The sequence below is a fragment of the Pontibacter chitinilyticus genome (assembly GCF_039748935.1).
Taxonomy (GTDB): domain Bacteria; phylum Bacteroidota; class Bacteroidia; order Cytophagales; family Hymenobacteraceae; genus Pontibacter; species Pontibacter chitinilyticus.
Genome location: NZ_JBDIZJ010000010.1, coordinates 44,933 through 70,267 on the forward strand (window position 1 = coordinate 44,933; position 25,335 = coordinate 70,267).

25 protein-coding genes and 1 pseudogene are annotated in these 25,335 nt (G+C 46.9%); 5 read left to right on the plus strand and 21 right to left on the minus strand.

What is annotated here, in order from left to right; translation table 11 throughout:
• Window positions 1-92: 92 nt before the first annotated feature.
• The 14 genes from ABDW72_RS14810 to ABDW72_RS14875 all read right to left on the minus strand — a co-directional run bounded on the left by ABDW72_RS14810 (window position 93) and on the right by ABDW72_RS14875 (window position 9,234).
• Window positions 93-710 (minus strand): hypothetical protein, encoded by a 618-nt coding sequence (locus tag ABDW72_RS14810; protein WP_347159367.1) that lies wholly within the window; start codon window positions 708-710, stop codon window positions 93-95.
• A gap of 23 nt (window positions 711-733) precedes the next feature.
• Window positions 734-1,252, minus strand: a complete 519-nt coding sequence (locus ABDW72_RS14815; RefSeq protein WP_347159368.1) for a hypothetical protein — start codon at window positions 1,250-1,252, stop codon at window positions 734-736.
• 576 nt (window positions 1,253-1,828) lie between these two features.
• Window positions 1,829-2,503: a hypothetical protein gene (locus tag ABDW72_RS14820; protein WP_347159369.1), complete on the minus strand. Its 675-nt coding sequence runs from the start codon at window positions 2,501-2,503 to the stop codon at window positions 1,829-1,831.
• A gap of 76 nt (window positions 2,504-2,579) precedes the next feature.
• A complete protein-coding gene (locus tag ABDW72_RS14825) occupies window positions 2,580-3,050 on the minus strand; it encodes a hypothetical protein (protein ID WP_347159370.1) in 471 nt (156 codons plus the stop codon).
• 180 nt (window positions 3,051-3,230) lie between these two features.
• The gene (locus ABDW72_RS14830) at window positions 3,231-3,440 is read right to left on the minus strand and encodes a GDCCVxC domain-containing (seleno)protein (RefSeq protein ID WP_347159371.1); all 210 of its coding nucleotides are present in this window, start codon (window positions 3,438-3,440) and stop codon (window positions 3,231-3,233) included.
• On the minus strand, window positions 3,437-4,039 hold the full coding sequence (gene merTP / locus ABDW72_RS14835; protein WP_347159372.1) for a mercuric transport protein MerTP: 603 nt from the start codon (window positions 4,037-4,039) through the stop codon (window positions 3,437-3,439). The genes ABDW72_RS14830 and merTP overlap by 4 nt, the downstream gene beginning before the upstream one ends.
• Before the next feature lie 102 nt (window positions 4,040-4,141).
• Window positions 4,142-4,525 carry a hypothetical protein gene (locus ABDW72_RS14840; protein ID WP_347159373.1) on the minus strand — a complete coding sequence of 128 codons (384 nt, stop codon included), beginning with the start codon at window positions 4,523-4,525 and terminating at the stop codon, window positions 4,142-4,144.
• A gap of 81 nt (window positions 4,526-4,606) precedes the next feature.
• Entirely contained in the window at window positions 4,607-5,215 is a 609-nt protein-coding gene (locus tag ABDW72_RS14845; RefSeq protein WP_162346542.1) for a hypothetical protein, read from the minus strand.
• A gap of 142 nt (window positions 5,216-5,357) precedes the next feature.
• Window positions 5,358-5,720 (minus strand): hypothetical protein, encoded by a 363-nt coding sequence (locus tag ABDW72_RS14850; RefSeq protein ID WP_347159374.1) that lies wholly within the window; start codon window positions 5,718-5,720, stop codon window positions 5,358-5,360.
• A 113-nt stretch (window positions 5,721-5,833) separates the two neighbouring features.
• Window positions 5,834-6,241: a hypothetical protein gene (locus ABDW72_RS14855; protein ID WP_347159375.1), complete on the minus strand. Its 408-nt coding sequence runs from the start codon at window positions 6,239-6,241 to the stop codon at window positions 5,834-5,836.
• Window positions 6,242-6,342: 101 nt separating this feature from the next.
• Window positions 6,343-6,666 carry a hypothetical protein gene (locus ABDW72_RS14860; protein WP_347159376.1) on the minus strand — a complete coding sequence of 108 codons (324 nt, stop codon included), beginning with the start codon at window positions 6,664-6,666 and terminating at the stop codon, window positions 6,343-6,345.
• An 88-nt stretch (window positions 6,667-6,754) separates the two neighbouring features.
• A complete protein-coding gene (locus ABDW72_RS14865) occupies window positions 6,755-7,144 on the minus strand; it encodes a DUF7674 family protein (protein ID WP_347159377.1) in 390 nt (129 codons plus the stop codon).
• Between the two features lie 97 nt (window positions 7,145-7,241).
• On the minus strand, window positions 7,242-7,619 hold the full coding sequence (locus ABDW72_RS14870) for a hypothetical protein (RefSeq protein WP_347159378.1): 378 nt from the start codon (window positions 7,617-7,619) through the stop codon (window positions 7,242-7,244).
• Between the two features lie 160 nt (window positions 7,620-7,779).
• On the minus strand, window positions 7,780-9,234 hold the full coding sequence (locus ABDW72_RS14875; RefSeq protein WP_347159379.1) for a tyrosine-type recombinase/integrase: 1,455 nt from the start codon (window positions 9,232-9,234) through the stop codon (window positions 7,780-7,782).
• Window positions 9,235-9,344: 110 nt separating this feature from the next.
• Between ABDW72_RS14875 and ABDW72_RS14880 the strand changes: the two genes are divergently transcribed.
• Window positions 9,345-9,755 (plus strand): hypothetical protein, encoded by a 411-nt coding sequence (locus tag ABDW72_RS14880; protein WP_347159380.1) that lies wholly within the window; start codon window positions 9,345-9,347, stop codon window positions 9,753-9,755.
• Between the two features lie 274 nt (window positions 9,756-10,029).
• Here the strand turns inward: ABDW72_RS14880 and ABDW72_RS14885 are convergent, their stop codons facing one another.
• On the minus strand, window positions 10,030-11,193 hold the full coding sequence (locus ABDW72_RS14885) for an IS110 family RNA-guided transposase (protein ID WP_347159381.1): 1,164 nt from the start codon (window positions 11,191-11,193) through the stop codon (window positions 10,030-10,032).
• A gap of 892 nt (window positions 11,194-12,085) precedes the next feature.
• Between ABDW72_RS14885 and ABDW72_RS20380 the strand changes: the two are divergent.
• A pseudogene (locus ABDW72_RS20380) lies at window positions 12,086-12,252 on the plus strand (BBE domain-containing protein).
• A gap of 237 nt (window positions 12,253-12,489) precedes the next feature.
• Here ABDW72_RS20380 and ABDW72_RS14890 read toward each other — a convergent pair.
• Together ABDW72_RS14890 and ABDW72_RS14895 are read right to left on the minus strand one after the other, a co-directional pair.
• On the minus strand, window positions 12,490-13,587 hold the full coding sequence (locus tag ABDW72_RS14890; protein WP_347159382.1) for an acyltransferase family protein: 1,098 nt from the start codon (window positions 13,585-13,587) through the stop codon (window positions 12,490-12,492).
• A gap of 202 nt (window positions 13,588-13,789) precedes the next feature.
• A complete protein-coding gene (locus tag ABDW72_RS14895; protein WP_347159383.1) occupies window positions 13,790-14,320 on the minus strand; it encodes a DUF4385 domain-containing protein in 531 nt (176 codons plus the stop codon).
• A gap of 250 nt (window positions 14,321-14,570) precedes the next feature.
• Here ABDW72_RS14895 and ABDW72_RS14900 point away from each other — a divergent pair, with 250 nt between their 5' ends.
• Window positions 14,571-16,472: an acyltransferase family protein gene (locus ABDW72_RS14900; RefSeq protein WP_347159384.1), complete on the plus strand. Its 1,902-nt coding sequence runs from the start codon at window positions 14,571-14,573 to the stop codon at window positions 16,470-16,472.
• A gap of 135 nt (window positions 16,473-16,607) precedes the next feature.
• Window positions 16,608-17,528: a DUF808 domain-containing protein gene (locus tag ABDW72_RS14905; protein ID WP_347159385.1), complete on the plus strand. Its 921-nt coding sequence runs from the start codon at window positions 16,608-16,610 to the stop codon at window positions 17,526-17,528.
• A 198-nt stretch (window positions 17,529-17,726) separates the two neighbouring features.
• On the opposite strand, the gene ABDW72_RS14910 is transcribed toward ABDW72_RS14905, so the two are convergent.
• From ABDW72_RS14910 to ABDW72_RS14920, 3 genes are all read right to left on the minus strand, one after another.
• Window positions 17,727-18,002, minus strand: a complete 276-nt coding sequence (locus ABDW72_RS14910; protein WP_347159490.1) for a Sec-independent protein translocase subunit TatA/TatB — start codon at window positions 18,000-18,002, stop codon at window positions 17,727-17,729.
• A gap of 279 nt (window positions 18,003-18,281) precedes the next feature.
• Entirely contained in the window at window positions 18,282-19,397 is a 1,116-nt protein-coding gene (locus tag ABDW72_RS14915; RefSeq protein ID WP_347159386.1) for an MBL fold metallo-hydrolase, read from the minus strand.
• A gap of 99 nt (window positions 19,398-19,496) precedes the next feature.
• Window positions 19,497-21,032: a lipase maturation factor family protein gene (locus ABDW72_RS14920; protein WP_347159387.1), complete on the minus strand. Its 1,536-nt coding sequence runs from the start codon at window positions 21,030-21,032 to the stop codon at window positions 19,497-19,499.
• Between the two features lie 423 nt (window positions 21,033-21,455).
• Between ABDW72_RS14920 and ABDW72_RS14925 the strand changes: the two genes are divergently transcribed.
• Window positions 21,456-22,664: an alpha/beta hydrolase family protein gene (locus ABDW72_RS14925; RefSeq protein WP_347159388.1), complete on the plus strand. Its 1,209-nt coding sequence runs from the start codon at window positions 21,456-21,458 to the stop codon at window positions 22,662-22,664.
• A 114-nt stretch (window positions 22,665-22,778) separates the two neighbouring features.
• Here ABDW72_RS14925 and ABDW72_RS14930 read toward each other — a convergent pair whose 3' ends face one another.
• Window positions 22,779-25,181, minus strand: a complete 2,403-nt coding sequence (locus tag ABDW72_RS14930) for an alpha-L-rhamnosidase-related protein (protein WP_347159389.1) — start codon at window positions 25,179-25,181, stop codon at window positions 22,779-22,781.
• Window positions 25,182-25,335 lie beyond the last annotated feature (154 nt).

The window sequence follows — 25,335 nt, forward strand, 5'->3', positions numbered from 1 at the left end:
TTTAAATTTCTATGGTAGGTAACGTGCTTGTGCAGCCGATGGGCAAGGCGTAGCCGAGCATGAAGGCTGAACTTGGTTGTGTGAAGTAATTTTTAAGTTTGGCTGTTATAGGCTACCTGAATCTTATTCACCCACTCTTTACCCCACACCCTTAGTTCATAAGTCCAAACATATTCTGTTTTCCCGTTCTCGGTCCAGTTCTCTTCATTGCTGTCCAGCATAAGCCCATTTTCTATTTCTCTGTCATAGATGTAGAAGGCATTGCCATCAAGCTCTATAACTTCTTCAAATTTGTCTATTATAAAGGAAGAGTCGAGCAATAAAATGATAGACTTGTAGAACCTATAGGAAGTTAGATAGCAATTTTCTTCACTCAAGTTCTGCCGTAAACATGAGAATATCTCTCTTAATTTATCAGCTTGCGAGAATGGAAAGTTGATGATATAGGTTGGAACCTGCGAGTTTCTATAATGAATCCTGTTGGTCACAGTATTCACTTCTTCAAGAGACAAGACCGATTCCTTAGAAATGTTTTTTTCAGCAATATTTGATAGGGAAGCTAAAAAGTCGCTAAGGTAGTCTTTACGCTCTTGTTCCTTTCTCAAATGTTGTATTCTGTCTTGTCTACTCTGCTCTGTTTTCATAGTTCTTATTGCACACAACGGCACTCGTACATGAGGTGAGCGAGGCGTAGCCGCAGCTTTGCTCATGTGCTTTGTTAGCGGAATCTTTTCTACTTTAGGGTTTTGCTGTTCAAAATCAGTAAGAAAGAGTCTTTATACTCTCTTAGCCTACTTCTGTACCAGAAGGGAAGCATGTATAAGATAAACGTGAACATTGTCCACCCCAGCGCTACTACAATATAAGTATTGATACTTGTATCAATGATAAAGGCAAAAGCTGTCCAAACAGTTAAGAAGCTTAAGAACAAGAAGACAGTAAGTATATACCTGTTATTGTAAGGTACTATCTCCCCTTCTACTTTTGTCCAAGAGGAATTGTCGTCTTTTTCCAGCTTTATAAATATTTTACCCATTCCTCTAAAAGGATTAAGCATCTTAGGCTTAACATCAATTATTAAGCTGCCATTGGAAATAGTAATTTCTCTAAAGTCAATCGGGCTGCTACTAAGGAAATCAAACAAGCCTCTTTTTTTAAGCTTTTCATTTACTATAAATTCAATCACTCTTGTTTGAGGATGCTTTATCTCTGCCCTGAATGGCTCATGAAATCGCTTTAGAACCTTCTTCATAATTCAAAGTTACCGCTAACGTTTTGGGTATTGCCGAAGGCGGGGATTTTTAGCACAAAGTTCAATCGAAGAACTAATGTTGAACCTTGTACAAATGCGCAATCGAAGCCTTTCAGCCCCGATTTTGGCAATACCTTGTTAGCGGTTCGGGCTTCGTTTCATTGGTCAATTCCGCCGTCGTCTAAATTTCTTTCTTTTTGATGAAAGAGTAGTCGACCGTATTCGATTTAAACAAAATTGATTATCCAAGTGTCTTTTGTTTTTTTACGGTAAAGACAACACCTAATATTATAAAGGTTAAAAATGTTGGATATAACGTAAAAAACGTAGTGTGGATTGAACTTAATGATAGACCTAATGATAAAAACATATGAAGGCAAGCAATTACAATTACTCCAATTGTTCCGATGGTAAAAAATGGGTGAAACTTTTTCATTTTACTGTTATTTTATTTTTTAATATCTATTTTAAGTTCGTAGCGTTCTTTTAGCCTGACCGCTAACGGACTGGTGTAGACGATGTGCGAGGCCGTCGGCCGAAGCATAAAGTATACGCGTGGTTGTACCTTGTTTTTCTTTATATCATTGACCCTACAAGCCTTTGCTTCAGTCCATCTTTAGTAAAAACCCAGACGACCTGATAAGCACCTGCTCCATCGCTGTTCCATTGGTAGACGATGTAAGAATCTCCACTTTTATAGACCTTGAAAGTGTTGGTACATTCGTAGATGTCGCTGTAAAGAGGTGTGTTTATCTCAACCTTTTTTCCTTCAACTACGGCGTTGACTCCTTTTACTTGTGTTCTTGGGTAGTTTCCGTCCGTTCCCCATACAGGTCTGCCTGCAATTGTTTTTACCCATTTCCCTTCATGCTTTTCCACAATTCGGTTATTGAGCTTAAAAGGCTCCAGAAGATATTCAAATTTAAAATCTGTTCCCTGGTAGGGCTTTAGCTTATCCAGCGGCTGTAGCCTTGACTTATGTATGAATCCTTCGATGTAATCGGGCTGCGTAGAACTAAAGGAGAAGGCATTAATAGGTATAAAGACAGGAACCCATTCGTCCATATCATGTCCTTCTTCATAATCATACCAGAAGGCTTCGTTGCTGTATAGTTTGTGTATGATTGGCGACTGTCCGTTCGGCTTCTCCCTGACATTAGTGTACCCGTCCTTATCCTGAATGATGGCGACCTGCGCTGTTGCCACTACAGTTGTAAGAAACATAGCTATCAATAATGTCAGGTTTTTCATGCTTATAAATATGGTACAACGGACTGGGCTTTGCCATGGCGTAGCTATGGTAAAGGTGTGGTTATCTAGTTTAGTTTTATTTTCCTTTTAATAAGTACTCCATATATACCTTGTATGTCCTATTTGGAATTGCAGGGTTAGTATAAATTGCAGTCCATTGCTTTAACACAGAATCTCCTTTTGCGATGCTTTGTTGATGGGCTTTGAACTTAACATATCCAGTATCACCAACTACTACTGCATTCACACCCTTCTTTAAGACTTCTTCATAGGATGCACTATCTGGAAGAAACTTCACTACTGTGCTATCAGAATATTCCGAGGGTATAGAGTAATTGACTAAAAATACTTTTGCTCTGTACCAATCACCATTTTCGAGTCTAGATCTTTCCCGAAAAGCAAACAGAAAGGGGTTCGTATTAACTGTATCTTGTCTTAATGCTTGTTCTTGCTTAGGCTCTCTAAACTCAAATTCACTCAGAAGTTCTTTATCCTTTGACTTACATGAGAGAAGCAAAAGAAAAAATACAAATAATATATTCTTCATTAACTTCCTATTTTAGATAACGTTTTGCAGCTACAAGAAGTTGGCGATTTCGGAGACGAAAACTGTCTGCCACCACTGAACTTGATACGAAGCACAAAGCTTCTTTTAACCACTGAACCGCCAATTTCTTGTAGGTGCTGTTATGCGGTCGGCTTTCTTTTTCTGTCAGTCGTGTCATTATCATTTACAGCAATTAGTCCCAGTTTGGATTGGTGGGCATTTTACTGTCCCGTAACTACAATAAACACAACAGTCGCCTTGTTTTGGCTTTAAGACTTTCTTGCAGTTCTCACACTCGTAAAAGTATTGGCAAGCATCTGTCGGCATTGTTTCTTCTTTCTTATATCCACAGTCAGGGCAAGTGATTGTTGATTGTAATACTATATTCATTTGATTTCTTTCTTATCTGTTACTGAATAGCCTGTCTTTTCAATGGCTTTTTCTATTTCTTCGATGTCGGTTTGAGCTTGATCAAATTCAATGATTGCATTTCTGTTCTCGTATGAAACAGTCGTCTTGATTATACCTGTCAACTGGTTTACTTCGTGGTTTACGTGTTCTTCGCAACCTGAACAAGTCATTCCATTAATTTTAAATTCTACTTTCTGGATTTTTGATTGGTCGGTTACGATTGTTTTATTTTCTGGCTTTGGAAAGAAAACGTGAGCATAAGTTGGAAAAGCAAGCATCAATCCTGCAAAAACTGTCACGATGCCCAAAAATTTCTTTGTCTGTATGAATGGTGTTTTTTCTTTGGTGTCGCAGTTGCAGTCTATTTGTTTTTGTGGTTTCAGTTTTTGATACCAAGCAAATCCAAGCACTAAAACTGTCAAGCCGATTAAATAAGGTCTTAAAGGGTCAAGCCAAGAAAATGTCGAAGCAAGTCCACTTGTCCCAGCCAACAAAGCCAAAACAGGCGTGATACAGCAAAGTGAAGCCGAAATTGCTGTCAAAAGTCCAAGTCCTGCAAGTTTATTTTCTGATTTCATTTTTTCTTTGTCAATGTCGTTTGTTGTCGTCTTTTAAGCTGCCGCATAACGGTTAGTACAGGCTGCGAGTGAGGCGTAGCCGAATATGGAGCCTGTGCCGTGTTAGCGGCTGGTATTCTTATCTTTTATAGGCATTTCTTTCCAACCTTCATGTGGGACAGATTTTATGCTATCAGGCACAGGCATATCCTGCAATAAGTTACTGTAGGTTGGTGTCTGCGTAGAATATTTAACAAAGTATTCCTTTCCGATTTCCCCACCCTGATAGTTTTCTCTTCTTTCGTATTCCACACCATTCACAAAGTACTTGTAATCTACTTTTTTTACTAAATGACCACTTCTGGAATGCTCCGTGACCTTGCCTACAGTATAGCGAGCTTTGTAAGCAAGCTCATATGTTTGGCTATATGCTTCATAGATAATGTAGCCAAACAAAGCGCAGAGGAATACTACGCCACCATACTTGTCCACTTTACTCCAGTTCATTTTTTTAGAACATTCTATTGTGATTTTACTGACCGCTAACGGACTTAGCCATAAGGCGGCGTAGCTGGCTTATGGGTATGGTTATAACCTTTTGTTTTTAGAAATTACGTAGGCAAATTGAAGTCCCGCCGCTGGATAAATTTGGCTATTTTTAAAATCAAAGTCAGCTGCATAACCTAAACCTAGGTGAAGATTATAAAGAAACTTCTGTCCAAGAGGCCTTTGCATGCCCCAATGTACTTCATTCAGTAAAGTTCTATTCAGGGGATTATTTAGCTGATTCCACTCGTTGTTTTCGAAAACTCTGGCTGTGGTGTACTTAGTCTGAAAGGCAACGTAATTACCCGCGTTGTTTAGTAAAGACTTTGACTTAGTAGCTCTTTTATCTCGGTTATAGGTATATTTGAACTCAGACCTAAAATAAGCCACAGGCTCTTTGAGGATGAACGTACTGTTGAACCCGTTGGCATAGCTGTTCTTGTCAATAGAGTATCCGCCCCCCAAACCAGCACTTAGGTTTACAGACCACTTATCGCTAAACGGCACTTCATAGCCTACTCCAATTCCTTGGAGTCCTATTTCAAGCTTCGTCATACTTACCAACTCTTTTGATTGAACTGGCTCGTTTGACTGTGCAAGCGCACTAAAACTAAACATTGATAGGGCTAAAAGTAAAAAGTTTGATTTCATTTTTGTATCTAAAATTGGTTATAACGACTAAGGGTTTAAGTTGTGCCCGATTAAGAGCACTTGTTCCTCGCCCAGCACTAAAGTAATCAAAAGCAGAAAAGGAACGAGATTCTCGTCGCCCGGGCATAGTTTAAACCCCGTGTTATGGGGCGTATTTTTTAACGTCAGGCATAAATTCAAATCGTGTCTTTTTAAATAGGTGCCATTTTATTTTAACGGTTGACGTTCGTATTTTACCTGCTGAGTCCTTGAAGTCAATATTTCGATAATGAGTCATATTGATATTTCCATTTTTCCTAATAGGGCCACCTATGAATATTTCTTTCTTGAAATTACCGTTATCAAACCAGCCAGTCCTTTTGAAACTTATAAGCTTTAATCCTAAGGTTTCAAGATATTCTCTTACCCTTATTTCAGCTTTACCGATAATCAGGTGATGAATGAAGACATTTGAAAACACAAAAAGCAAAATCGCAAGAATGAAAAAAGTCAGAGGTGAAGTCATTGCAGATGAAGGTTGTTAGGTTCTTTAATATGCCGCATAACGGATTAGCCTAATAAGGTGTGCGAGGCAAAGCCGAAGCGTAACTTATAGGCAGGGTTGTACCATGAGGTTCTTTAGTACTGACCGACTTTATACCTAATTCTTAAACCTTCTGGAATTTGAATCCAAATATGCTCTGGCAAGCCAAAATTCTTTTCATTAATCTTTTTATCTCCCTTCCAAGTAGTCACACAATCCCAGTAGACTAAGAAGAAGTTAGGTTCATGTATAAACTCCATCCACCCATCAGCAACCATTTCATCTTCATTGTCATAAACAACAATCCCAGAAAAATTCTCTACAGAACCGTCTAAGTATTCAGTTCTGTGGCCTTCAATGCAGCTGTCGGACCAGTCAAACTTTAGTTGTTTGTTTGAAATACCGTAATTCTTTAAATCCTCTTTAAGTTGCTTTTCAACCAAATTTCTAAGCTCTTCTCCCATGATTGTTGAGAGTCCTAAATCGCTATAGTTTGGTTTCATTTTATGTTTTACTTATGGTACAACGGCCGCTTGCATGCGGAGCCTGAAGCGTTAGCGAAGGTTGAGCATGCATTGTGTTGGCACAATTAGTTTTTCTTCTTCTATTCTTCAACATGAGGAACAGGTGATATGTAAGTTACTTTTCCCATACCATCAAGTACAATTTGAGCCTGATATGAAGAACCTAGTGGTACTTCATAGTTATAGAAGGTTTCACCTTTCATAACATACCTGTCACTCGGTCTTCCCATTATATCAAGTACAGTAAGAGAGTCCATCCCAATCTCTATATCCTTGAGCTTCTTTACATTTTCTATACCCAGTACAGCCGAGTTGCTGTACTTACTATCATAAATAGAATAGCCAATCAAAACTGTTAGGCATCCAGAAAGTGCAAGTATGATATAGACAATTCTTTTCTTCATTAATTACCTATTTGTGCCAACGGGCCGCGTGCTTAAGATGCCGAAGCGTCAGCGAGGTAACTTAAGCATTGTGTTGTAATTCGTAGTTTTAATCTATTCCTTCCGTCTTACTGCCCCAAAATTTGTCCAGTTCTCTACAGAACTCATAGGACTTCGGCTTGAGCCTGGTTGTAAACCTAGTCAGCGGTAATCTTCTGTCTCCGCTTCTGTTCGTAATATTTTCCAAGAAGAAGAATTTGATGGCATAATTTACATCGTCATTCCCTTCTGTTATCATTTGTTCAGTAAATGTCACCAGCTTTTCAATCTCTTCGTCTGTGCCTTTTGCTATAATATCAAGAGCAAATTGAGAAAACTCAGCCATGTCCATTCCAAAAGGATTTTCCCCTTTCCAGAATTTAACATGTTCTTCATATTGGCATTTGAAAGCGGGAAAGAGAGTTAGCATTGAAGTTTTACTTGTTTTCTCATCTACCATACTCTCTATTAATTTCTATGAAGTACAACGTGCTCGTGCAGCCGAAGCCCGTAGCGTAGCAAGGGTTAAAGCTGCACCTTGTTGTAAAATAGTTTTTTTACCCTTGCCATACTTGGAAATCAACTACTCTATCTTCCGCATTGAACTTGATAATCAGACTTCCCGTGTTGATTCCGTTTTTGGAATAGCCTAAATAGTACCTGAAAGTGGAATTAGTCTTTGATTCTGGTTCACCAAGTAATTCGATAATCTCGCTTTTACTTTTTCCGACAAGCTCATGATTATTCCTTAAGCTGTTCATCATGTCCCAGCGAAGAGACCAGTTTGCTTCACTATTCAAGTCCGCGGTTTTCCATCTCTCAGAGTCAAACTGTTCGTGCGTAATATTTCCTTTTAACAGAAGTCCAAATAAAACTATGGCTCCAAATATCAGAGCTATAATTTTTGCTTTTTTATACTTCTTCAGGAAATTCATACTCTGAAATTTTTTACAACTCGTTGCTAGCAGGAGTGCTACTCCTGCTATTTGCACTATAGTTGGTGTTGGTTTATACTTGTTCTACTGTCGCTTTTTATTTCGGAATGAAGGAAAATAGCAGCTTTACAGTATTTCATATTGCTAATATACTCCATTTCTACAGATTATCAAGCGGACTTACGATCTTATCCAGCGCATAGCTGGTCACGTGGGTATAGATCTCTGTCGTTTTACTGCTGCGGTGGCCCAGCAGTACCTGGATGTAGCGCAAATCCGTGCCCTGCTCCAACAGATGCGTGGCAAAAGAATGCCGGAGTGTGTGCGGCGTAGCCTTTGTCTTCACCCTTGCCTTCTCCTTACAGGCCTGAAACACGCTCCGGAGGCTATCTGCCGTGTACTGCCCTCCAAACTGCCCCTCAAACAGCCACACCTTCGGCCTGTATTGCCTGTAGTAGGCCCTCAGGTTCTCCAGCAGTTTGGGGGAGAGCAGCGTGGTGCGGTCTTTCTTGCCCTTGCCCCCGCGGAGGAGCAAAAGCTTCCGCTCCGACTGCACATCCGTAAGCTTCAGGTTTATCACCTCGCCGATCCGAAGCCCGCCAGCGTAGAGCAGCTGCAGCATGCAGCGGTGCTTGAGGTTGTCGGTGGCCGAAAGGATGCTAGCCACCTCCTGCTTACTGAGTACCAATGGCAGCCGCTCCGGCTTCTCGGGCCGCTCCACATTGCGAAGCTGCACCTCATGACGGCCCAGTACCCGCTGATAATAAAACTTGACGGCGTTGATGCTCTGGTTGACAAAGGAACAGGAATAGGCCCCCGCCTGCACCATCTGGCGGTGATAGGCGTTTATTTCTTCTTCGGTAAAGGCCTGCACCGTCTCCAGCCCCCTTTCCCGGTGCGCATTGAGAAAGCGCAACAGCAGCGCGTGATAGGTACGCAGGGTATTCATTGAGTAGTTGAGCAGAAAAAGCTTCTCCAGATAGGGCAACGGGCAGGTCATGTAATCCTTCTCCTTCTCGTAGGTCTGCTCCCAGAGCGTGCGCATCAGAGTCACATCCTTGACCTGCAACTCCTGGCTCAGCCATAGCCATCCCGCCCCCTGCAGCTCGTCGGCCAGCGCCCGCATGGCTTTTCCGCCGGGCGGTATCACGAAGCACTTGAGCTCCTTTTGCCAGCGGGCCACGCTGCTTTGCCGGAGCCTGCCATGCAAATGCCCGCTGTACTTGAAGGTGATGCCCACCACCGTGCCGCCGCCCTCCACAAGCAGGGGCTGGAGGCGCACCACCGGCAGCTCGGGCATTTTCCGCAGGGGCTCCCCCTGTCGCTTGTCGGCCAGCAGCGGCACGTACTGGTCCGGCCGGAGCCTTTTAGGCCGGTAGAGGTAGCGGGTGTTTACCTGCGCCAGCCCCTGAAAGTGTCCGTAGGTCATCTCGATGGCCTGCGGGGTATGGTGCATAACAAAGCATTTGTAGGTCTTGCTGTACTTCATCCAGGCCGCCTCCTTCAGCCGCTTTGTAAGAAAGGGATTGGGCTTGTGCCAGAGGCGGATGTACTTCCTGCCTCCGTGTTCGAGCAAGTTCAGGTACAGAGAGGGTTGCGGAGAAGTATATTTCATAGCCTTGCAGTATTATTGGTGCCCTAAGTACGCTCTTTTGCCCTCGTTTGCCGTAAAATACCCGCATAAGTCCGTATACATCCGGATAATCCGGAAAGAAGCGAATAGATATGGTTTTCAGCACAAACTCACTTAAGGATGGAAAAAACCAGCAGGTGTGCGGTCACTGCGCAGCGCCACTGACAGGCAGGGCCGACAAGAAGTACTGCTCCGATCAGTGCCGCGCCAGGGCCGGCAACCAAAAGAAACTGGAGGACCGGGGGGAAAGATGCATGCGGGAAATCAACGGCGTGCTGCGCCGTAACCGCCAGGAGCTCCACAGGGCCAGCCCCGAGGGCAAGACCACGCTCCGGCGGGAGGTGCTCCTGCAAAACGGCTTCGATTTCCGGCACTTTACCCACCTCTACCGCACCAAGGGCGGCAACACCTATCATTTCTGCTACGACTATGGCTACCTGCTGCTCGAAGACGAGAAGGTGCTCATCGTCAACTGGCAGCCCTACATGGACAAGAGCGGGTAAAAATATTTAATCAAAAGGTCTTCTCTTTTCCGGCAGTGTGCAGGGGGTACGCCCCGAGTTTCACTCCGCCTGGTTCACTGTTGAACTTGGAGCACAGCCGCCTCTGTGTTTGATGCGAAATGGAGTAGGCTCCACAACAGAAGTTAAGTTTAGGCGGGGCATAAGATGGCTGACGCGCCTACTCGATATACTCTTCTAAAGCAGCTAAATCCCTATGGATAAAGGTACTGTTTTGAAAGTCAAGGATTTTAGTTGAATTTTTCTTACCTTCACCTTACCTGAAAGAGAGCTCCTGGCCGAGAGGTGCGGGATGTTCATCTTGTGTAGCCCTGCCTTGCAGGGCTCCTTTGTTTTTGTCTGCTTCGCAGCCACCTGAAAGAGAGGCTCCGACCTCCAGGCTAAGGATAACCTCCTGTGGGTCTGCCTCCGGCCCCTGGTACTTACTTTCCTGCCAGACCTCGTCTTTCTTCCACAGCGTGTAAATCAGAATCAGCAGCTTCTTCTGCACGGCCACATAGGCCAGCATCTTCTTCTTGCCCTTTCCCGTCAGCCGCTCAAACAGGGCCCTGCAGACCGGCACGTTGCGGCGCACGGCATGCAGCGCCGGCATGTGCAGTATGCGCCTGATGTGGCTGTTGCCCTGCTTGGAGATCCTGGTCCTGCCGACCCTGTTGCCCGACTGATTCTCCACCACATCATAACCCGCGTAGCTGATAAGCTGCTTTTGGCTGGTGAAAAGGGCAAAGCCGTTGGTTTCGGCAACGATGGTGGCCGCCGTCAGCACCCCCACGCCTTTGATGGTGGTGACCTTGTTGATCTTCTCCTGCAGCAGGGCATCCGCCGCGATGACCTCTTTTATTTCCTGCCGGATAGATTGTAGCTGCGCATCATAGAGCTGCAGCGTTTTTTTGAGCCTTTTCACCGTGCTTTTGCTTGTGTGCATGCTGTAGAATTCGGCATGCAGGCGATTGGCCGTTTCACAATGCACCCGCTGGATCTGTTCATGCTCCCGGGTGAGCTTGCGAAGCAGGTAAAGCTGCTTGCTCAGAGGCTGCCAAGGCTCCAGGCTCCTCTCCGCCCCCATATGCGCCAGGGCCTTTGCATCCAGGCGGTCGTTCTTGGATTTATAGCCTAGGCTCTGGAAGTACTTCTTTGCCCGGTTAGCCAGCACCACATGTACCTTCCGCCCCTGCTGGTGCATCGCCCAGGCCAGGTTCTCATAATACACGCCGGTGGCTTCCATGATCACCACCAGGTCTACCAGTGGGTCTTCCCACTTGTTTATCCATTTGTGGAGGGCAGCCAGCCCTGAAGCAGAATTGGCAAACTTGTGGGTAGCTTTCACCACCACCCGGTGCTCGGAGGTGAGCACCGAGAAGCAGGCGTCGAACTTGTCTTTGGCGATGTCGGCACTGACCGACTGCTTGATGATTTCCATAGCTGGAGACATTAATGGTTGAACAAAACCAGTAGCTCTTCCCCTAACTTCACTCATCACCTTATCCAAGGTTACCTCAACTTGGGAGATACCCCTAAGTACTGTTCAGCCTTTTGGGAAGAAGCACCACCGGAAGGATGTCCCTTTACATCGCCATATCACCAGGTGTACGTCGTTCGATTCCAGTTACCTTCCGGCAGCAGGCTTTCTAAATACGAATTGTATTCTAATAGATCTTTGTAAAGATATGAGTTCGATAATTCATTCCTTCGGTCTGCACGGATCCCCCTCAGCAGCAACTGAGGTTTTTTTTAAGACCTTCGGACACTATTCGGACACTAACTTCAGTTCCTCTACCACTTACTGCATAAAGATCTGCATCTTAGGTGTCTGTCAGCAAAAGCAAATTCATCTTTAATTTTTCTCCCACGTGGTGCTTCTTCCCAGCCCTGCAGCATTTGCTTGTATAGGCTAGGATATACCACCATCATTATTAGCCCTCGATTTTCCCTTTCAATCTGCCGCAGTTTCTTTAGCTCCAATATCTTAAACCACATTACTCTACTTTACAATAATCCGGTTTTTCGGGGGAGGTCAGGTATCTCAATCGCACCTATGTGGTATAGAAAGATGGAAATTCTGCCGGCCCATCACGATCGACTGCTTATTTCAATCAGGCAACGGGTACAGGCAAACAAGGAGCTGAATCCGGATCTTTTCTGGGCAATACAGGGTAGTGGCAACTTTGAAATTGTTACATCCTTTGAGTTTCAACTGCATCCTGTGGGTCCGGAAGTCCTGTCAGGGCTCATTATTATCCTTTTGAAGATGCAAAACAGGTGCTGCAGTATTACCGGGGCTTGGTGGCCGACTTGCCTGATGAAACTGCCGTGTGGGTCGTGCTCCGATAAACTTTTTGACAGAGGAAGAAACAGACCGTATCAGCGCTGCTTACGGCCTCAACTTCGACCGACTTGTAGAAGTTAAACAAAGTATGACCCGGAAAATCTTTTTAGGTCTAGCCAGAACATTATACCACGCACAGTCGCTATGTTCTGAAGCAGCACAAAGTTGATGCTATACATGACCAGTGCCAACGTTCCTCACCTGGGTGTTTGTGCTGGCATACACACCGGAGAGGTGCTATTTGAAGGCTATGATGTTCTAGCGATAGCGTAAATGTAGCTGCTTAATTATAGCCGTTGGCGCCAATAGGTGGCATTTGGTCCTCGGAACAGGTACATAAATAACTCTGCTGCTTGCGTGGAACGGCTAAAGTGTAGTTATATTTTCCTATTATCGCTGCCGCCTTTTACTACTAAGGTATCTCCTAACAGGGATATCATACACCACCATCACGAAATAAGCGAAGCCGACCAATAGCACTACTCCTATTATTACGATAAGAAGCAACTCGGTTGCTCCGGGCTTGTTGCTCGTGTAATAGTTGCCAAACATCCAGATAACGGCGTAATGGGTCATGTACAAGGGGTACGAGATCTTTCCAGCGAAAACACAGAGCTTTTTCAAGCCTGCTAACAAGCTGGAGCCGGCTCCCAAAGCAACTAGTAATGGAAAATAGAAGAGGACGACCAGCAGTTCTGCCAGCCAATTCCATTCAAAATGGGGCATAACAAAGGCCAGCGACAGCAAGATAGCCAAGCCGATGAATCCAAGCCTGTTTCTGATAATCCAGTTAGAACGATAGATCAACAGCCCGGCAGAGAAGGAGTAGGCGATACGCGCACCGCCATCCCAGAAATTCTCTCCTGCCCAGCCCCCCAGCAGGTTTCCGGCACGATAGGAAACAAAACAAAGAGCAACCGCTGCCAGCAAGGTGAGTACTGCCAAATAGCGGCGGGAGAGCCTGCAGAGCACAAGGGCATACACAATATTGGCAACGTATTCCCAGAACAAAGACCACGAAGGAGCATTGAGACCGAACAGGTTAAAAGCACGGTCTTCCATCATCGGAAAGGGAATAAGCAGTATGGAGCAAAGAAACAGCAGGATAAGCTTGCCCGTGCCATACACGCCTGTGTAAGCGGCGAAGGGATCAAAAAGAAAAGCCAACAAGCCCAACACAGAGCCTAGCACTACCAGGGGATGCAGCCTTATCAATCTAGATTTAAAGAACTCCATTATTCCCATTTTCCCTATGCGCTCGTCATAAGCGTAGCCGATGACAAAGCCGGACAAGCAGAAAAAGAAATCCACCGCGAGGAAGCCATGTCCAACGAAGTTCTGGCTGGAGTCCGGGTAAACCCATTCCATGAAATGGAAGACCACCACAGCCAAAGCGGCTATTCCTCTTAACCCGTCCAGGATAATAAAGTGCTGTTTCGTCTTTAGAATGCCCGGGCTGGCGACGGTATTCACTGTAAGCTCATTCATTAAGTTCTGGTAAGCGCACAATGCAAGTAGCAGCAAGTCTTGATAAGGATTTGTGCAACAGCATCTGATGGATAAAGTCGTAATATATTAAGATTATCGCTTTAAAGCAGACACGTAGCCGGAAAATGTTATTACTGCTACGCTTATACCTCAGCAGTTACCCTCAACAAGTATAATCCGGCTCACTCCAAAATCCAGTTCACTATTTACTGTAGTATAGCTGCTTGAAACGCTCTTTCTGTCTTAAGTATTCAGGATTGTCCTTTGCTTTAAACCAATAGCGCCTGAAAACTTCCGCTGCTCTGGCTTTCTCACCTGTCAGCGCGTCTTCCTCCTGCGGGAGAACAGGTCCGCCCTTGTTTTTGCTCCCTGAGGAATATGGATAAGAAAGCTCCTCCGTCCCTTGGCGCTCCCCTGGCTCATACTTTCTCCCGCTGCTGTGGTTGGCATACCGCCTGGCCCGCGTGAAACCCATTTGAAGAAACTTACGCGCGATATCCGCACCAACGAAGTCCCCAGCTTCCAGATAGCCCTCGAACAACCTATAGATTGTCTTTGCAGATTCCGTTGCAAGTGCCTCGGTTTTGAACCTCCAGTGCGGCAGGATCTCTGACTTGTAAGGCTGTACCAGCAGCACGCCTTGCTCGCCTACGCCGATGCGGTACAGTTCTGGCTGCTTCCTGAAATCCACAGTACTGAACTCAAGCGAGTAGTTGAATGCGTTTTTTGCCATGTGCCTGATCTTGGTAACTCTCCGTGTACGGAAGGCTCCGGCAGGCGGTATCGATTTCCGCTCCTCTCGATGTACTATTTATAACCTCTGGCAATAGCCTAAGGGGCCGCCTCATTAACTATACTTCATTTTTCGGTAAAATATATTATATCTCAATATATTCATTTATAATTATTTGACGTATTCATTCTACTTGCTTAATAATACATAAATTCATGCTTTTAGTTTGCTAAATACAAATATGAATGTCATGACGAATACGGCTAAACCTAAATCGGACTTTCGATATGATATAAATGCGCTCAGAGCGCTTGCCATATTGGGAGTGCTGCTGTTTCATTACAAGGTCCCTTTCTTTGAGGGTGGTTTTGCAGGCGTGGACGTTTTCTTCGTTATATCGGGTTATTTGATGAGCCGCATCATCATCCGTTCAATTAACAAGAATGCGTTCTCTTACAAGGATTACCTGGAGAAGCGGCTCCAAAGAATAGTCCCGGCCTTGCTATGCCTGGTCACCTGCCTTACCTTGGCCGGTTTTTTCCTTTACCTACCTGAAGACTATAGACTTAACGAGAAGAATGCTGCAGCAAGCGTACTCTTCTTATCTAATATTTTGTACTGGCAGAGTTCGAGTTACTTTGCCCCTTCTTCGGATATGAACATTCTCCTGCACACTTGGTCGCTCTCCGTAGAATGGCAGTTTTATCTCTTATACCCTGCTGCCCTGCTCCTTTTGCACAAGGCCTTTAAGGCAAAGCTCCCTTACATGCTATGTTTTGTCGGCTCTACAGTACTCCTCGCGTTCTTCGCAATATGGTTTACGGAAACGAACCCAACGGCCTCCTTCTATCTGCTGCCGACAAGGTCCTGGGAAATGCTATGCGGGGGCATCGCTTTCTTCGCAGAAGGCTATATCAGGGGGTATAAATGGCGTAAAGTGCTGGCTATAGCAGGATATGTTACTATTTGCTTAAGCTTTCTACTGCTTAATACCTCCATGCTCTGGCCCGGTATCTTCACGCTTCTTCCGGTAGTGGCTACTTTCCTGGTCATCATTGCTGATCATAGTGATGTTACGATCGTCCGGCACAGCGGCCTTCAGTTTATAGGACGTATATCGTACTCTTTATACTTATGGCACTGGCCCATCTATGTCATAGCCCAGTATTTCGGGATTGGAGAAAGCCTTTGGGCTGTTACTGCTTTTGCCTTGCTATCTGTAGCTTTAGGGTATGTTTCGTTTAAGTATGTGGAGACTTTCCGCTTCGCTAACAGCAGGCCTGTCATCGCCGCTATGGTAGTTCTGTTTGTCTGCACGGCCGGCCTCGCACACTTTAAGGCCAACCGCGCCCTCTTCAAGGACAAGACATTCGCAATCGAAAGCTATCAAAGTATGCACCAGCAGGAGTTATTTGCCCAGTACCGGCGCGACACATGCCATGTCAGCAAGATGGAGGAGTATGATGAAGACTACTGCCTGCGTATTGAGGAGGGGAAAAAGAATATCCTGCTGCTGGGTGACAGCCACCTGGGGCAGCTTTCCCGCTCTATTATTGAGCGTTTTGAGAGCAGGGGCGTGCACATCCTTCAGGCAACGGCTTCCGGTACCTTTCCCACATTACAAAATTATGAGGGCAGAAAGGCAATGGTTCGGCCACTGATGGATTATATTTTCCGGGACTTCATTCCAGCGCATGCAGGAGAAATAGACGGCGTCATTCTCTCTGCCAGCTGGGCCGGGAAAAGTGATATTCCCCAGGACAGCATTCTGTTTGGCATACAGGAAGCCCGGGATTATCTCCGCAAGTATAACATCCCCACCCTCGTAATAGGGCAAACGGAAACTTACAAGATACCATATGAAACGATAGCAGCCAGAGATTACGAATACGGCATTCATTCGGGCAGTCGGTTCCTGAATGACTATACTTATGAATTGGACAGTTACCTTAGCAAGCACTTAGGGCCTTCTTACATCAGGGTGATCAACTCCAACTCTTTCCCCTCCCTGTCACAGGATGGAGCACCCTACATGGCTGATAACCATCACGTCACCCCATATGGTGCTGACCTGATCGTTGCCAAGATCAGCACTAATCCTACTGCACGGAGATTCTTAAGCGAAGAGAACAGGGGTGTTGCACAGAAGTGATAGATCCCTTTGCCGCCTCTAAGAATCAATTTATTGTGCTATAACTTCGCCAAAGGTGTTAGCTTTGTAAGGCAGGCAAGTGCCTGTGCCGCTTTGTAGATTAAAAGCTGCGCTCTCTTAAACAGCAAACAAGCAATGGCTACAGGACTTCTTGCTTTACTGGATGATGTGTCTGCCCTGGTGAAAGCCAGTGCGGCTAGTCTGGACGACGTGCCCACGCAGGTGGCCAAGACAACAGGTAAAGTCTCGGGCATCGTCATCGATGACACCGCCGTGACGCCTAAGTATGTAGTGGGGCTTGATCCCGCGCGCGAACTCTCGATTATTTATCAGATTGCCAAGAAGTCGCTCATCAACAAGGTTTTTCTTTTAAGTCCGGCAGCGCTCCTGCTCGGTTTCTTCGCCCCCTGGGCTATAGGTCCTATCCTGATGCTTGGAGGCGCCTATCTTTGCTTTGAGGGGTATGAGAAAGTCCATTCTATGTTCAGCCGGCATTCAACGGACGATTCTCACAGCAGCGCAGCAGATGACCTGATAGTAGTATCACCCGAAGAGTTGGAGAAGGCAAGAGTCAAGAGCGCCGTCCGCACTGACCTGATTCTCTCCTCTGAGATTGTCGCCATCACCTATGCCACCGTAGCAGGCAAAGACTTGGCGATGCAAATTATTGTAATGCTGTGCGTGGCCGTATTCATCACGCTTGCCGTGTACGGGTTTGTAGGCTTGGTTGTAAAAGGGGATGACATCGGGGTGCATTTGGCCAAAGCCAACCACCATCCTCAGATCAGGAATATTGGACGTGGCATTGTCAAGTTCATGCCGATATTTCTAAAAATCCTCAGTTATGTCGGCACGGCGGCGATGCTGTGGGTAGGGGCAGAAATCATCGCGCACGGCATTCCCCTGACAAGCCATGCCCTGGAAAGACTGGAGGAAGCGCTGGCTCACCTGCCTGCGCTCGCCTGGCTGACGAAAGCTGCAGCTTGCGGCGTAGGAGGTTTGCTCTTAGGTGCTGCCATTGAAAAAGCGGTAGCATTGACCCGAAAAGTTGCGTAAGCAATATAGTCTCTCCTAAGGGCTACATAGGATTTAGGCTGGAACTGCAGCGTTTTACCGGGAGCTATTATAAGCAGCCAAAACTGAAGATGTCACAAGGCAGAAAACCTTGTGACATCTTCAGCCATACTTCCCTTACTACTTTCAAACTCTAGCAGCATAAGGGATGGTGCCTGAAAATTTGTGTGGAGTCTACTTTTATAGCGGTCCTTCTGTTCGGGTTTGATCGTGCCGCTGGGCAACCTCCCTGATCTGTTCCTCTCTTTTGGTCCGCTCCTGCTCATCAGCCGCGCGCGTAATCTCGTGCGTTACCTCGCTGGCAGCGTCTTTGAACTCCCGGATGCCACGGCCAAGCCCTTTAGCAAGTTCAGGAATGCGTTTGGCGCCAAACAGTAACAGAAATACAACCAGAATAAGCATGATTTCCCCTCCTCCGAGATCCCCAAGGAAGAGAAGGACATTTTCTAATACCATCTTCTTAATTTTAAAGTATACATGAATAATTAAACACAACTCTTTAACATTTCACAGTGCAGGGTTGCAGCAAACTGCAGCAACTTGGTATGGCTTAGGTTTACGGCTTTGGTGTAAAGCCCAAGCGCCATTCCTTTACTGCTGATTCTGCTTCGAAAGTGCAAATCTTATCGCTTTACCACAATAGTGCTCTTTCTTTCAACGATCTGGCTGACCGAAAAGCCACGTTTGCCACAATATTTTAGAGTATAAGCATCAAAGTTTATACTGTAGTGAATTCTACCCGCTATGCATCCCTGCGTAATCTACATCCTTCCACCATTCTGTAAAAACCTGCGCACTATCATTCAGGTTAACGGGCTCTCCTATCTGAGGCGTCACCAGCGGCAATCCTATCTTTTCGTTACGCTTCACCATCTCTTTCAACGGTTCATCCCACGCATGCAGTGCCAGGTCAAATTTGGATGAATGGACCGGCATCAGCCGATTCGCTTTCAGGTCTATAGCCGCTTGCAGGTTTTCTCCGGGCAGAAAATGAATAGCTTTCCAGGCTTCATTGTATTGGCCGTTTTCCAAAATTGCCAGGTCTATAGGGCCATGCAGCGCACCAATTTCTTTAAAGTGCTTGTCATAACCACTATCACCCCCAATATAAATTTTGCGTGTAGGGGTTTGGAGCAAAAAAGACAACCAAAGCGTCTGGTCCCGCTTAAAACTCCTGCCGGAAAAGTGCCTTGCCTCCAGCCCGAAAATCTTTACTCCTTGCTGCGGTTTAACAGCCGTATTCCAATCCATTTCGGTAATGTTCTCCGGTTCATAGCCCCAGCGCTCCAGGTGCGCACCAACGCCCAGGCCACAAATCACTTTCTTCACTTTCTCCTTCAGCTTTTTGACTGTCTCATAATCCAGGTGGTCATAATGGTCATGAGAAATAAACAGGTAATCAATTTCGGGCATATCGTCTGTAGTATACACATTCGCTCCTTTAAATGCTTTGGTGGATCCGGGTACAGGAGAAGCATTGCCACTAAATACCGGGTCTACTAAAAACGTCAGTCCATCAGTTTGGATGAAATAAGAGGAATGCCCGAACCAAACCAGCCAATCACCAGCAGGAAGATTCTTAAGATCAGTGTGCACAGCGGGTATAGTACCTTTTGGCTTCGTGCTCGCTCCCTTTCTGAAAAGAAAATCGAACATCACTTTAGTCATAGAATAGCCTTCTGTAAGTGATGGCGTATAAGTACGGTTTACAAAGGTGCCATTCTTATAGTGGGGAGACGCCTGCATCTTTTGGAGTCTTTTGCCTGTGGGCTTTGCGCCAAATGTAGGGCGCTGCATGTATAAACTTACGATAATTACCAGTACTACTACAAGAGCGATAAGTATGATCATATTCCGGGGAAGGAGTTTTTTATTTTGCGGTAAACTATTATTCAACGAGGCGCTGATGTAAGCAGATACATTTTACTGCATTATATTGTCAGGCCAGGTTTATGGAATCCAGCCGGCTGTTTTTAAGAATCCGGTCAGTTGCAAATCATTCGTGGATAAAGGGGGTAGCCAAATGCGGACCCGCTCCCGCGTCCACCAAAGCCCTTGGGGGTTGCCCGGCTTTGCAAAACGGTAGCGGTAGAGCACGGCGCGGATATAGCGGGGCGGCATATGGGGGAAAGGAGTACTGGCAAACAGACTAACAACTCCGGGATCGTTATGGAGGAGTTTCCAGACCAGATTCAGCGTCCAGGGATACTCGTTATGAGAGAACATAGCAGCAAACCACATTTGCCAGTCCAGGCGCAACTGGTACGGCGCTACCTGCGGGGGCCGCTTATCCAGGGCCACAGGCAGCCCTTTGTAGATATACGGTTTCCAGTCGGCGCTGTCGTCAGGTATCGTATCCATTGTTCCTTCAAAAATAACGTTCAGGCGTTCCTTTCCAACCGTTCCAAAGGCGCCATATGTATTCACGAGGTTTAGCGGGTCAAAAGAAGTATTCATCACTTGCTCAGACGATAGCATATTAACGGCAGGCCGGAAGCTCAGGAGCGCGATTATAACCGTCACCACCCACGCGATTGTCTGCATAGGCTTTGAGGCTGTGGCATTTGCAGCGGCTAATTCAGCCTTTCGCACAAGCTTTCGGGGAAGTAACTTCGCCCAGAAGCCATCATCGAAACAGGCCAGCGCAGGTACAATTGTCAGCCAGTTTAAAAAAGACAGGTTCCCGCTCAAAATAATACTGATCTGGAATAACACGATCACGACTCCTGCTACATGCCGTGCCAACCGCGGCCAGAATACGAACCAGGGGGCAACCAATTCAGCCAGGTGATTGAACCAAACGCCCAGTTTCAAAGCGGAATGGGGCAAAAAATGAAACCACCGGCTCAGTGGCCCGGGTATAGGCTGGGTTTCGAAGTGGTAGTAGAGGGCCGTGGTATCGCGCCATATCTTATCTCCCCTGATCTTGATAAGTCCGGCCCCAAGCATGATGCGGAAGATCAGCCATCGAAATAAAACAATAATGGGCATGGGTGGCTCCCGCTTTGGAAAAGGGCGCAGGTCGAGCAGCGGGCAAAGGAAGATTGCGAGAAACCCTGTTTCGGTTAGCAGGAACTCCCAGCCATAGCCATACCACTCCTGCCCTACATGTACAAAGGACATGTATAGAAACCAGAGCACGCCTAACAGCAGCGCATTTGCAAAGCCTGCCACCACCACCAGAGATAGTATAAACCCGATCCAGGCGACTGTTACAAGTGCCGCGTCAGAACGCCAGAGCCAAAAGAGCGAGGGCAGGCGCACAAAGCCTGCCGCATCAGACCCCAGCGCCACACTTACCTGCTGGAGGTAAACTGCTACCGGCAGAAGCCCCTTAGCACCAATCAAAGGAACGATCTGGTTGATAGCCACGAGAAAAGCGATGCTATAAATCACACCCAACAGGCGAAGTATGACAAAGCGCGTGAGCCAGTAAGTTGGCGGGGCACCTGGCAAACGGGAGGCTTCTGTAAGTTCGTTATCCATATTGCGTTGAACTAAAGAACCATTATACTTCTGTTGCTTTTAGTGGCCTTTATGGCCATACTTGCTTGCCCAGCTTCTGACAAGACCTGGTTTAGTATACTTGAAACGAACGCTTGGCGGATGCAGCTGTTTTATACTTGCTCACCCGCATCTTCTCCTTCTGACCCACAGCCAGGCACACCGTTTCACTTTTAAAAAGTATCATACTTTGCGTGTTACGGAACAAGAAATCAGCATCCAGAAGCTGAACGGTTGCGCGCCCGGAAAACGCCACCTACGTTTCTTCTCTCTTAGCACTGTGATCTTTCCCTGTTACTAAAAACAATTGCTATACTTAATATTTCACACTTAGTATTTGTATTATTATAACTTCAGCAGCTATAAAGACACTGGCTCGCACATCACCATCTAATCATGTAAATTATGAAAAACACTACTAAACCGAGCTTCTGGCTCCTGCTTCTGGCAGTTTGTATGTTGTGGAGCTGTGATTTTAATCCAGAAGATGGCATTCCTCCGTTACAGCATGATAAAACCTTTGTGTCGGCCACTCCAATCGGCACTTTTTCAAAGCAGTCCTTACAAGCCCTGGCCTTGTCTTCAGCTGAATACAAGAGTTTTGCCCCGCTGGTACAGTATGATGTTTCCTTTTACCGGATCGTGTACAAAACAATGTATAAAGGGAAAGAAATAGATGCTTCGGGGCTATTAGCCGTGCCGCAAAATACCCCCTTTGTGCCGGCGCTGCTAAGTGCTCAGCACGGCACTATGTTCAAACGAAGCGATGCGCCCTCTAACTTCCCATCCACTTTCTCCGGGTTCGAGCTTTTTGGTGCAGCAGGCTATGTCGCTGTGATTCCTGATTTTATCGGGTATGGTGCCTCAGCCAATATTTTTCATCCTTACTACGATGAAACGTATTCGGCAGACGCGGTAGTGGACATGCTGAAAGCCGCAAAGTATTACCTGAAACGGGAAAAGGTAAAAACAAATGGCAAGCTGTTCCTGGTAGGTTACTCGGAAGGGGGCTACGTCACCCTGGCAGCACAGAAAAAGTTAGAAGCGGATCCCGAGAAAGACCTGGCATTAACAGCTGTTGCAGCAGGTGCCGGCGGTTATGATCTGACCGAAATGATGAACATCATCGCCACCACTCCTTCCTATGCTGATCCAGCTTTTTTGCCTTTCATTGTGCAATCTTATAACATCACTTACAACTGGAACCGCCCGCTGACTGACTTTTTTCAGCAGCCTTACGCCGCAAAAATTCCGGGCCTTTTTGATGGGACCAAGATCAGAGAAGAAATAGACAGCGCCTTACCCAATGAGCCGGCTGCCTTGTTCACGCCGACCTTTTATGCTGCCTTGCAAAAGCCGGCAGAAGAAACCGTGTTGAAACAGGCCCTTGCGGACAACAGCTTGTTGGATTGGGTGCCCAAAAGCCCTACCCGCCTTTACCACGGTACAGCAGATGAGGCCGTCTTCTTTCAAACTTCTGAAACTACCTACAAAGCGTTTATAGCTGCTGGCGCAAAAAACGTCACGTTCATTCCCATACCCGGTGGCATGCACAGAACCAGCATCACGCCAATGATGCTAGACGTACTGCCCTGGTTCAGCTCTTTTAAATAAGCTACCTCCGAGACGCTTTATTAGGAGGTAACCGGCAGCTACCGTTATTAAAAGTAAAAGCGGCTACTAGGCAAGTAGCCGCTTTTACTTTTGTATTGCTGCTCCAGTTTTCGCTTACAGCGTTATACGTTGCTTTTCTCCGCCAATTAAGGGTGCTTCCTTCCCGTTCCAGACAAGGGTGCCGTTTACGCCTGCCGGCAAGCTGATCTCTGCCTGTAGCTGCTGTTTTTTGTTGATGGTATACTTAACTGCGATCTGTCCTTTTGGATGCGGGATAGCGCCACTGGCTTCATTCAGATCGCCTAAATGCGGTTCGATGCGCACCTTACTGAAACCAGGCGCATCGCTGTCGATGCCCAGCACGATGCGGTAGAGCTCAATGTTGGGACTGGCGCCCCAGGCATGGCAGTCGGAGCGCGAAGGTTCCGGTTGCTCGGCCCAGGTGGTCAGGCCCCTGGAGAGCTGCGACCGCCATTCTCCCAGTAGGCTGATGTACTTGTCTCCTAAGCCCGCTTTAGCGACAGCCTGATGAACGTAATATTTGAAATAAATGGTGGCTTGGGTGAGGCGGGGCTCCGTTAGTACCTTCTGCATCAGTTGCCGGGCCTCCTCCTTCTCTACTACGCCACTCAGCACGACAAGCGAATTGGTGTGTTGCGAAAAGCTTGTCTTATCCGGTGTATCGGCAAACAGGCCGCTGCGGCTGTCCCAATACAGATTCCTGATCGTTTGCTTCAGTTCGGCGCTTTTCTGCGCATAGTGTTCGGCAAGTGCGGGCACGCCCACGGCCTGCTCCAGTGGCATGGCCGCCTGGTAGGCCAGCAGCAGTTGCAGATCCAGGGCTGCCGAACTGCCGTTTTCGGCTTTAGGTGCCATGCCGGCTTTCCAGCCCGGGGCTTCCGCCCAATCAGTAAAAGTCCAGTATGGTACCACGCCTATGGAGCCATTTTCTTTCTGCTTTGTTTCAAAAAAGTCGATAATGGCCCTTTCTACAGGCAGCTGCGCTTTGATAAACGCCTCATCGCCCCTATACTTCCAGTAATCGTTTACCATGCCGATCCACCACAAGGAAAAGGTAGGAATGTACTGGGGCAAATGGCTGGGGTACCGGCTCTGCGTAATGCCGCTCAGCCCATGCGAATGGCGGATCTGGTTGATCGCGTTCCGCATCAGCCGGTCATCGCCACTGTTATACAGCGAAACAAGTGCCTGAATGCGGGTGTCGCCAACATACTGCAACTGCTCATAGTAGGGGCAGTCCATGTAGGTTTCATGCGCACACAGGCGTGCCGTGCGCCAGCCAACTTCCAGTATTTTGTTTAGCTCCGGACGATGGGCATCAAACCTTGCCTGCATCTGAAACGGATAGCCAGTGTACAGCCCATACAGATCAAGTATGGTAAGCGGCTGGTCTTTCGTTTCTACGGCCAGCTCCAGGTAGCGGTACGTTCGCCAGTAAAGGGGCATGAAGGTGCGCGCTTCTCCTCCATCGGCCAGGTACCTGTCTTCATACCCGATAAAGGCTTTGCCTGCTACCTCGTTGCGGTTACCTTTATACTTGGTTTGCGCCACCTCCTTGCCCTCGTCTACAAACAGCGATTCGGCATACCGCAGCGAGACAGTTGCCCCCTGCCCTCCACGCATCGAAAGAACTGGAAAAGCAGTGGTTTCGAAACCCTGGTCAAGAAGGAGAATGGCTTTGGTATGAGCGGGTACCGTAAAGGCGGCGGCTTTTTGAGGAAAGCCTTTGGGCATGGCTATACCTGTAGTGCTTCTGACACTTGCCAGGCGCTGGGGTGTCAGTTCCATGGCCGGAATAGGACGGGGTTGCAGGTTCCAGCCTTCATACCAGGGCTCAAACAAACCGCCCACCAACCCTGGCGAAAGCGTACTTGCCTGCGGCCATTTGCTGTCATCATACTCCTCGGTTTCCCAGCCCCATTCGTAAGCAGAAGCATCCAGCTGCTCGCCGGGTCCGGTCACAAAATACGTATATAAATTGGTGCTGACAGGCGTAAACGCTTGGCTGCGGATGCCTTTCCAGGAGGCGCCGGTATCCACTACTTTCTCGGCAGGCCCATTGCCTTGCAGGATAAAACCCGTCCGGTAACTCATTTGCGCCACCGGCATTTCGTCCCCATAGTTCCATACAACAGCAGCTAGGGTATTTTTACCTGGCTTCAGAAAAGGCGCCAGGTCCACCGTTTCAAAGTTCCAGTGATAGACATCACCCCGTGCAGGCCCAAAACAGACCTGCTGCCCATTGACATACAAGCGGTACCTGTTGTCGCCGGAAACATGTACCTGAAAAGTAGCCGGCTTGGCAGGCAGTTCTATACTTTTCCGGAAGTGGTAAACGCCATACGCTTTCGGGGGCGCATCCGTTACTGCAATCCACTGGGCAGACCAGGGTGCAGTGGTTAGCGCTGCAGGTAAGCCGGAGGCCGGGAGCTGCGCAAAAGCAGCGAAAGGAAGCATGGTGACTATCAATAAAAGTATAAAGAGCAGTTTCTGCATAGGGATGATCCGGCAAGGTAGAAAGCGGTATACTTGGTAGCATAAGATACTAATTTCCATGTAAATCCGGCTACAAGCACAACTTACCTGTACTGGGAACTGGTGCTCATGCTAAAGCATACTAAGCAATCGTGCCTCCGGAACAGCAACTTAT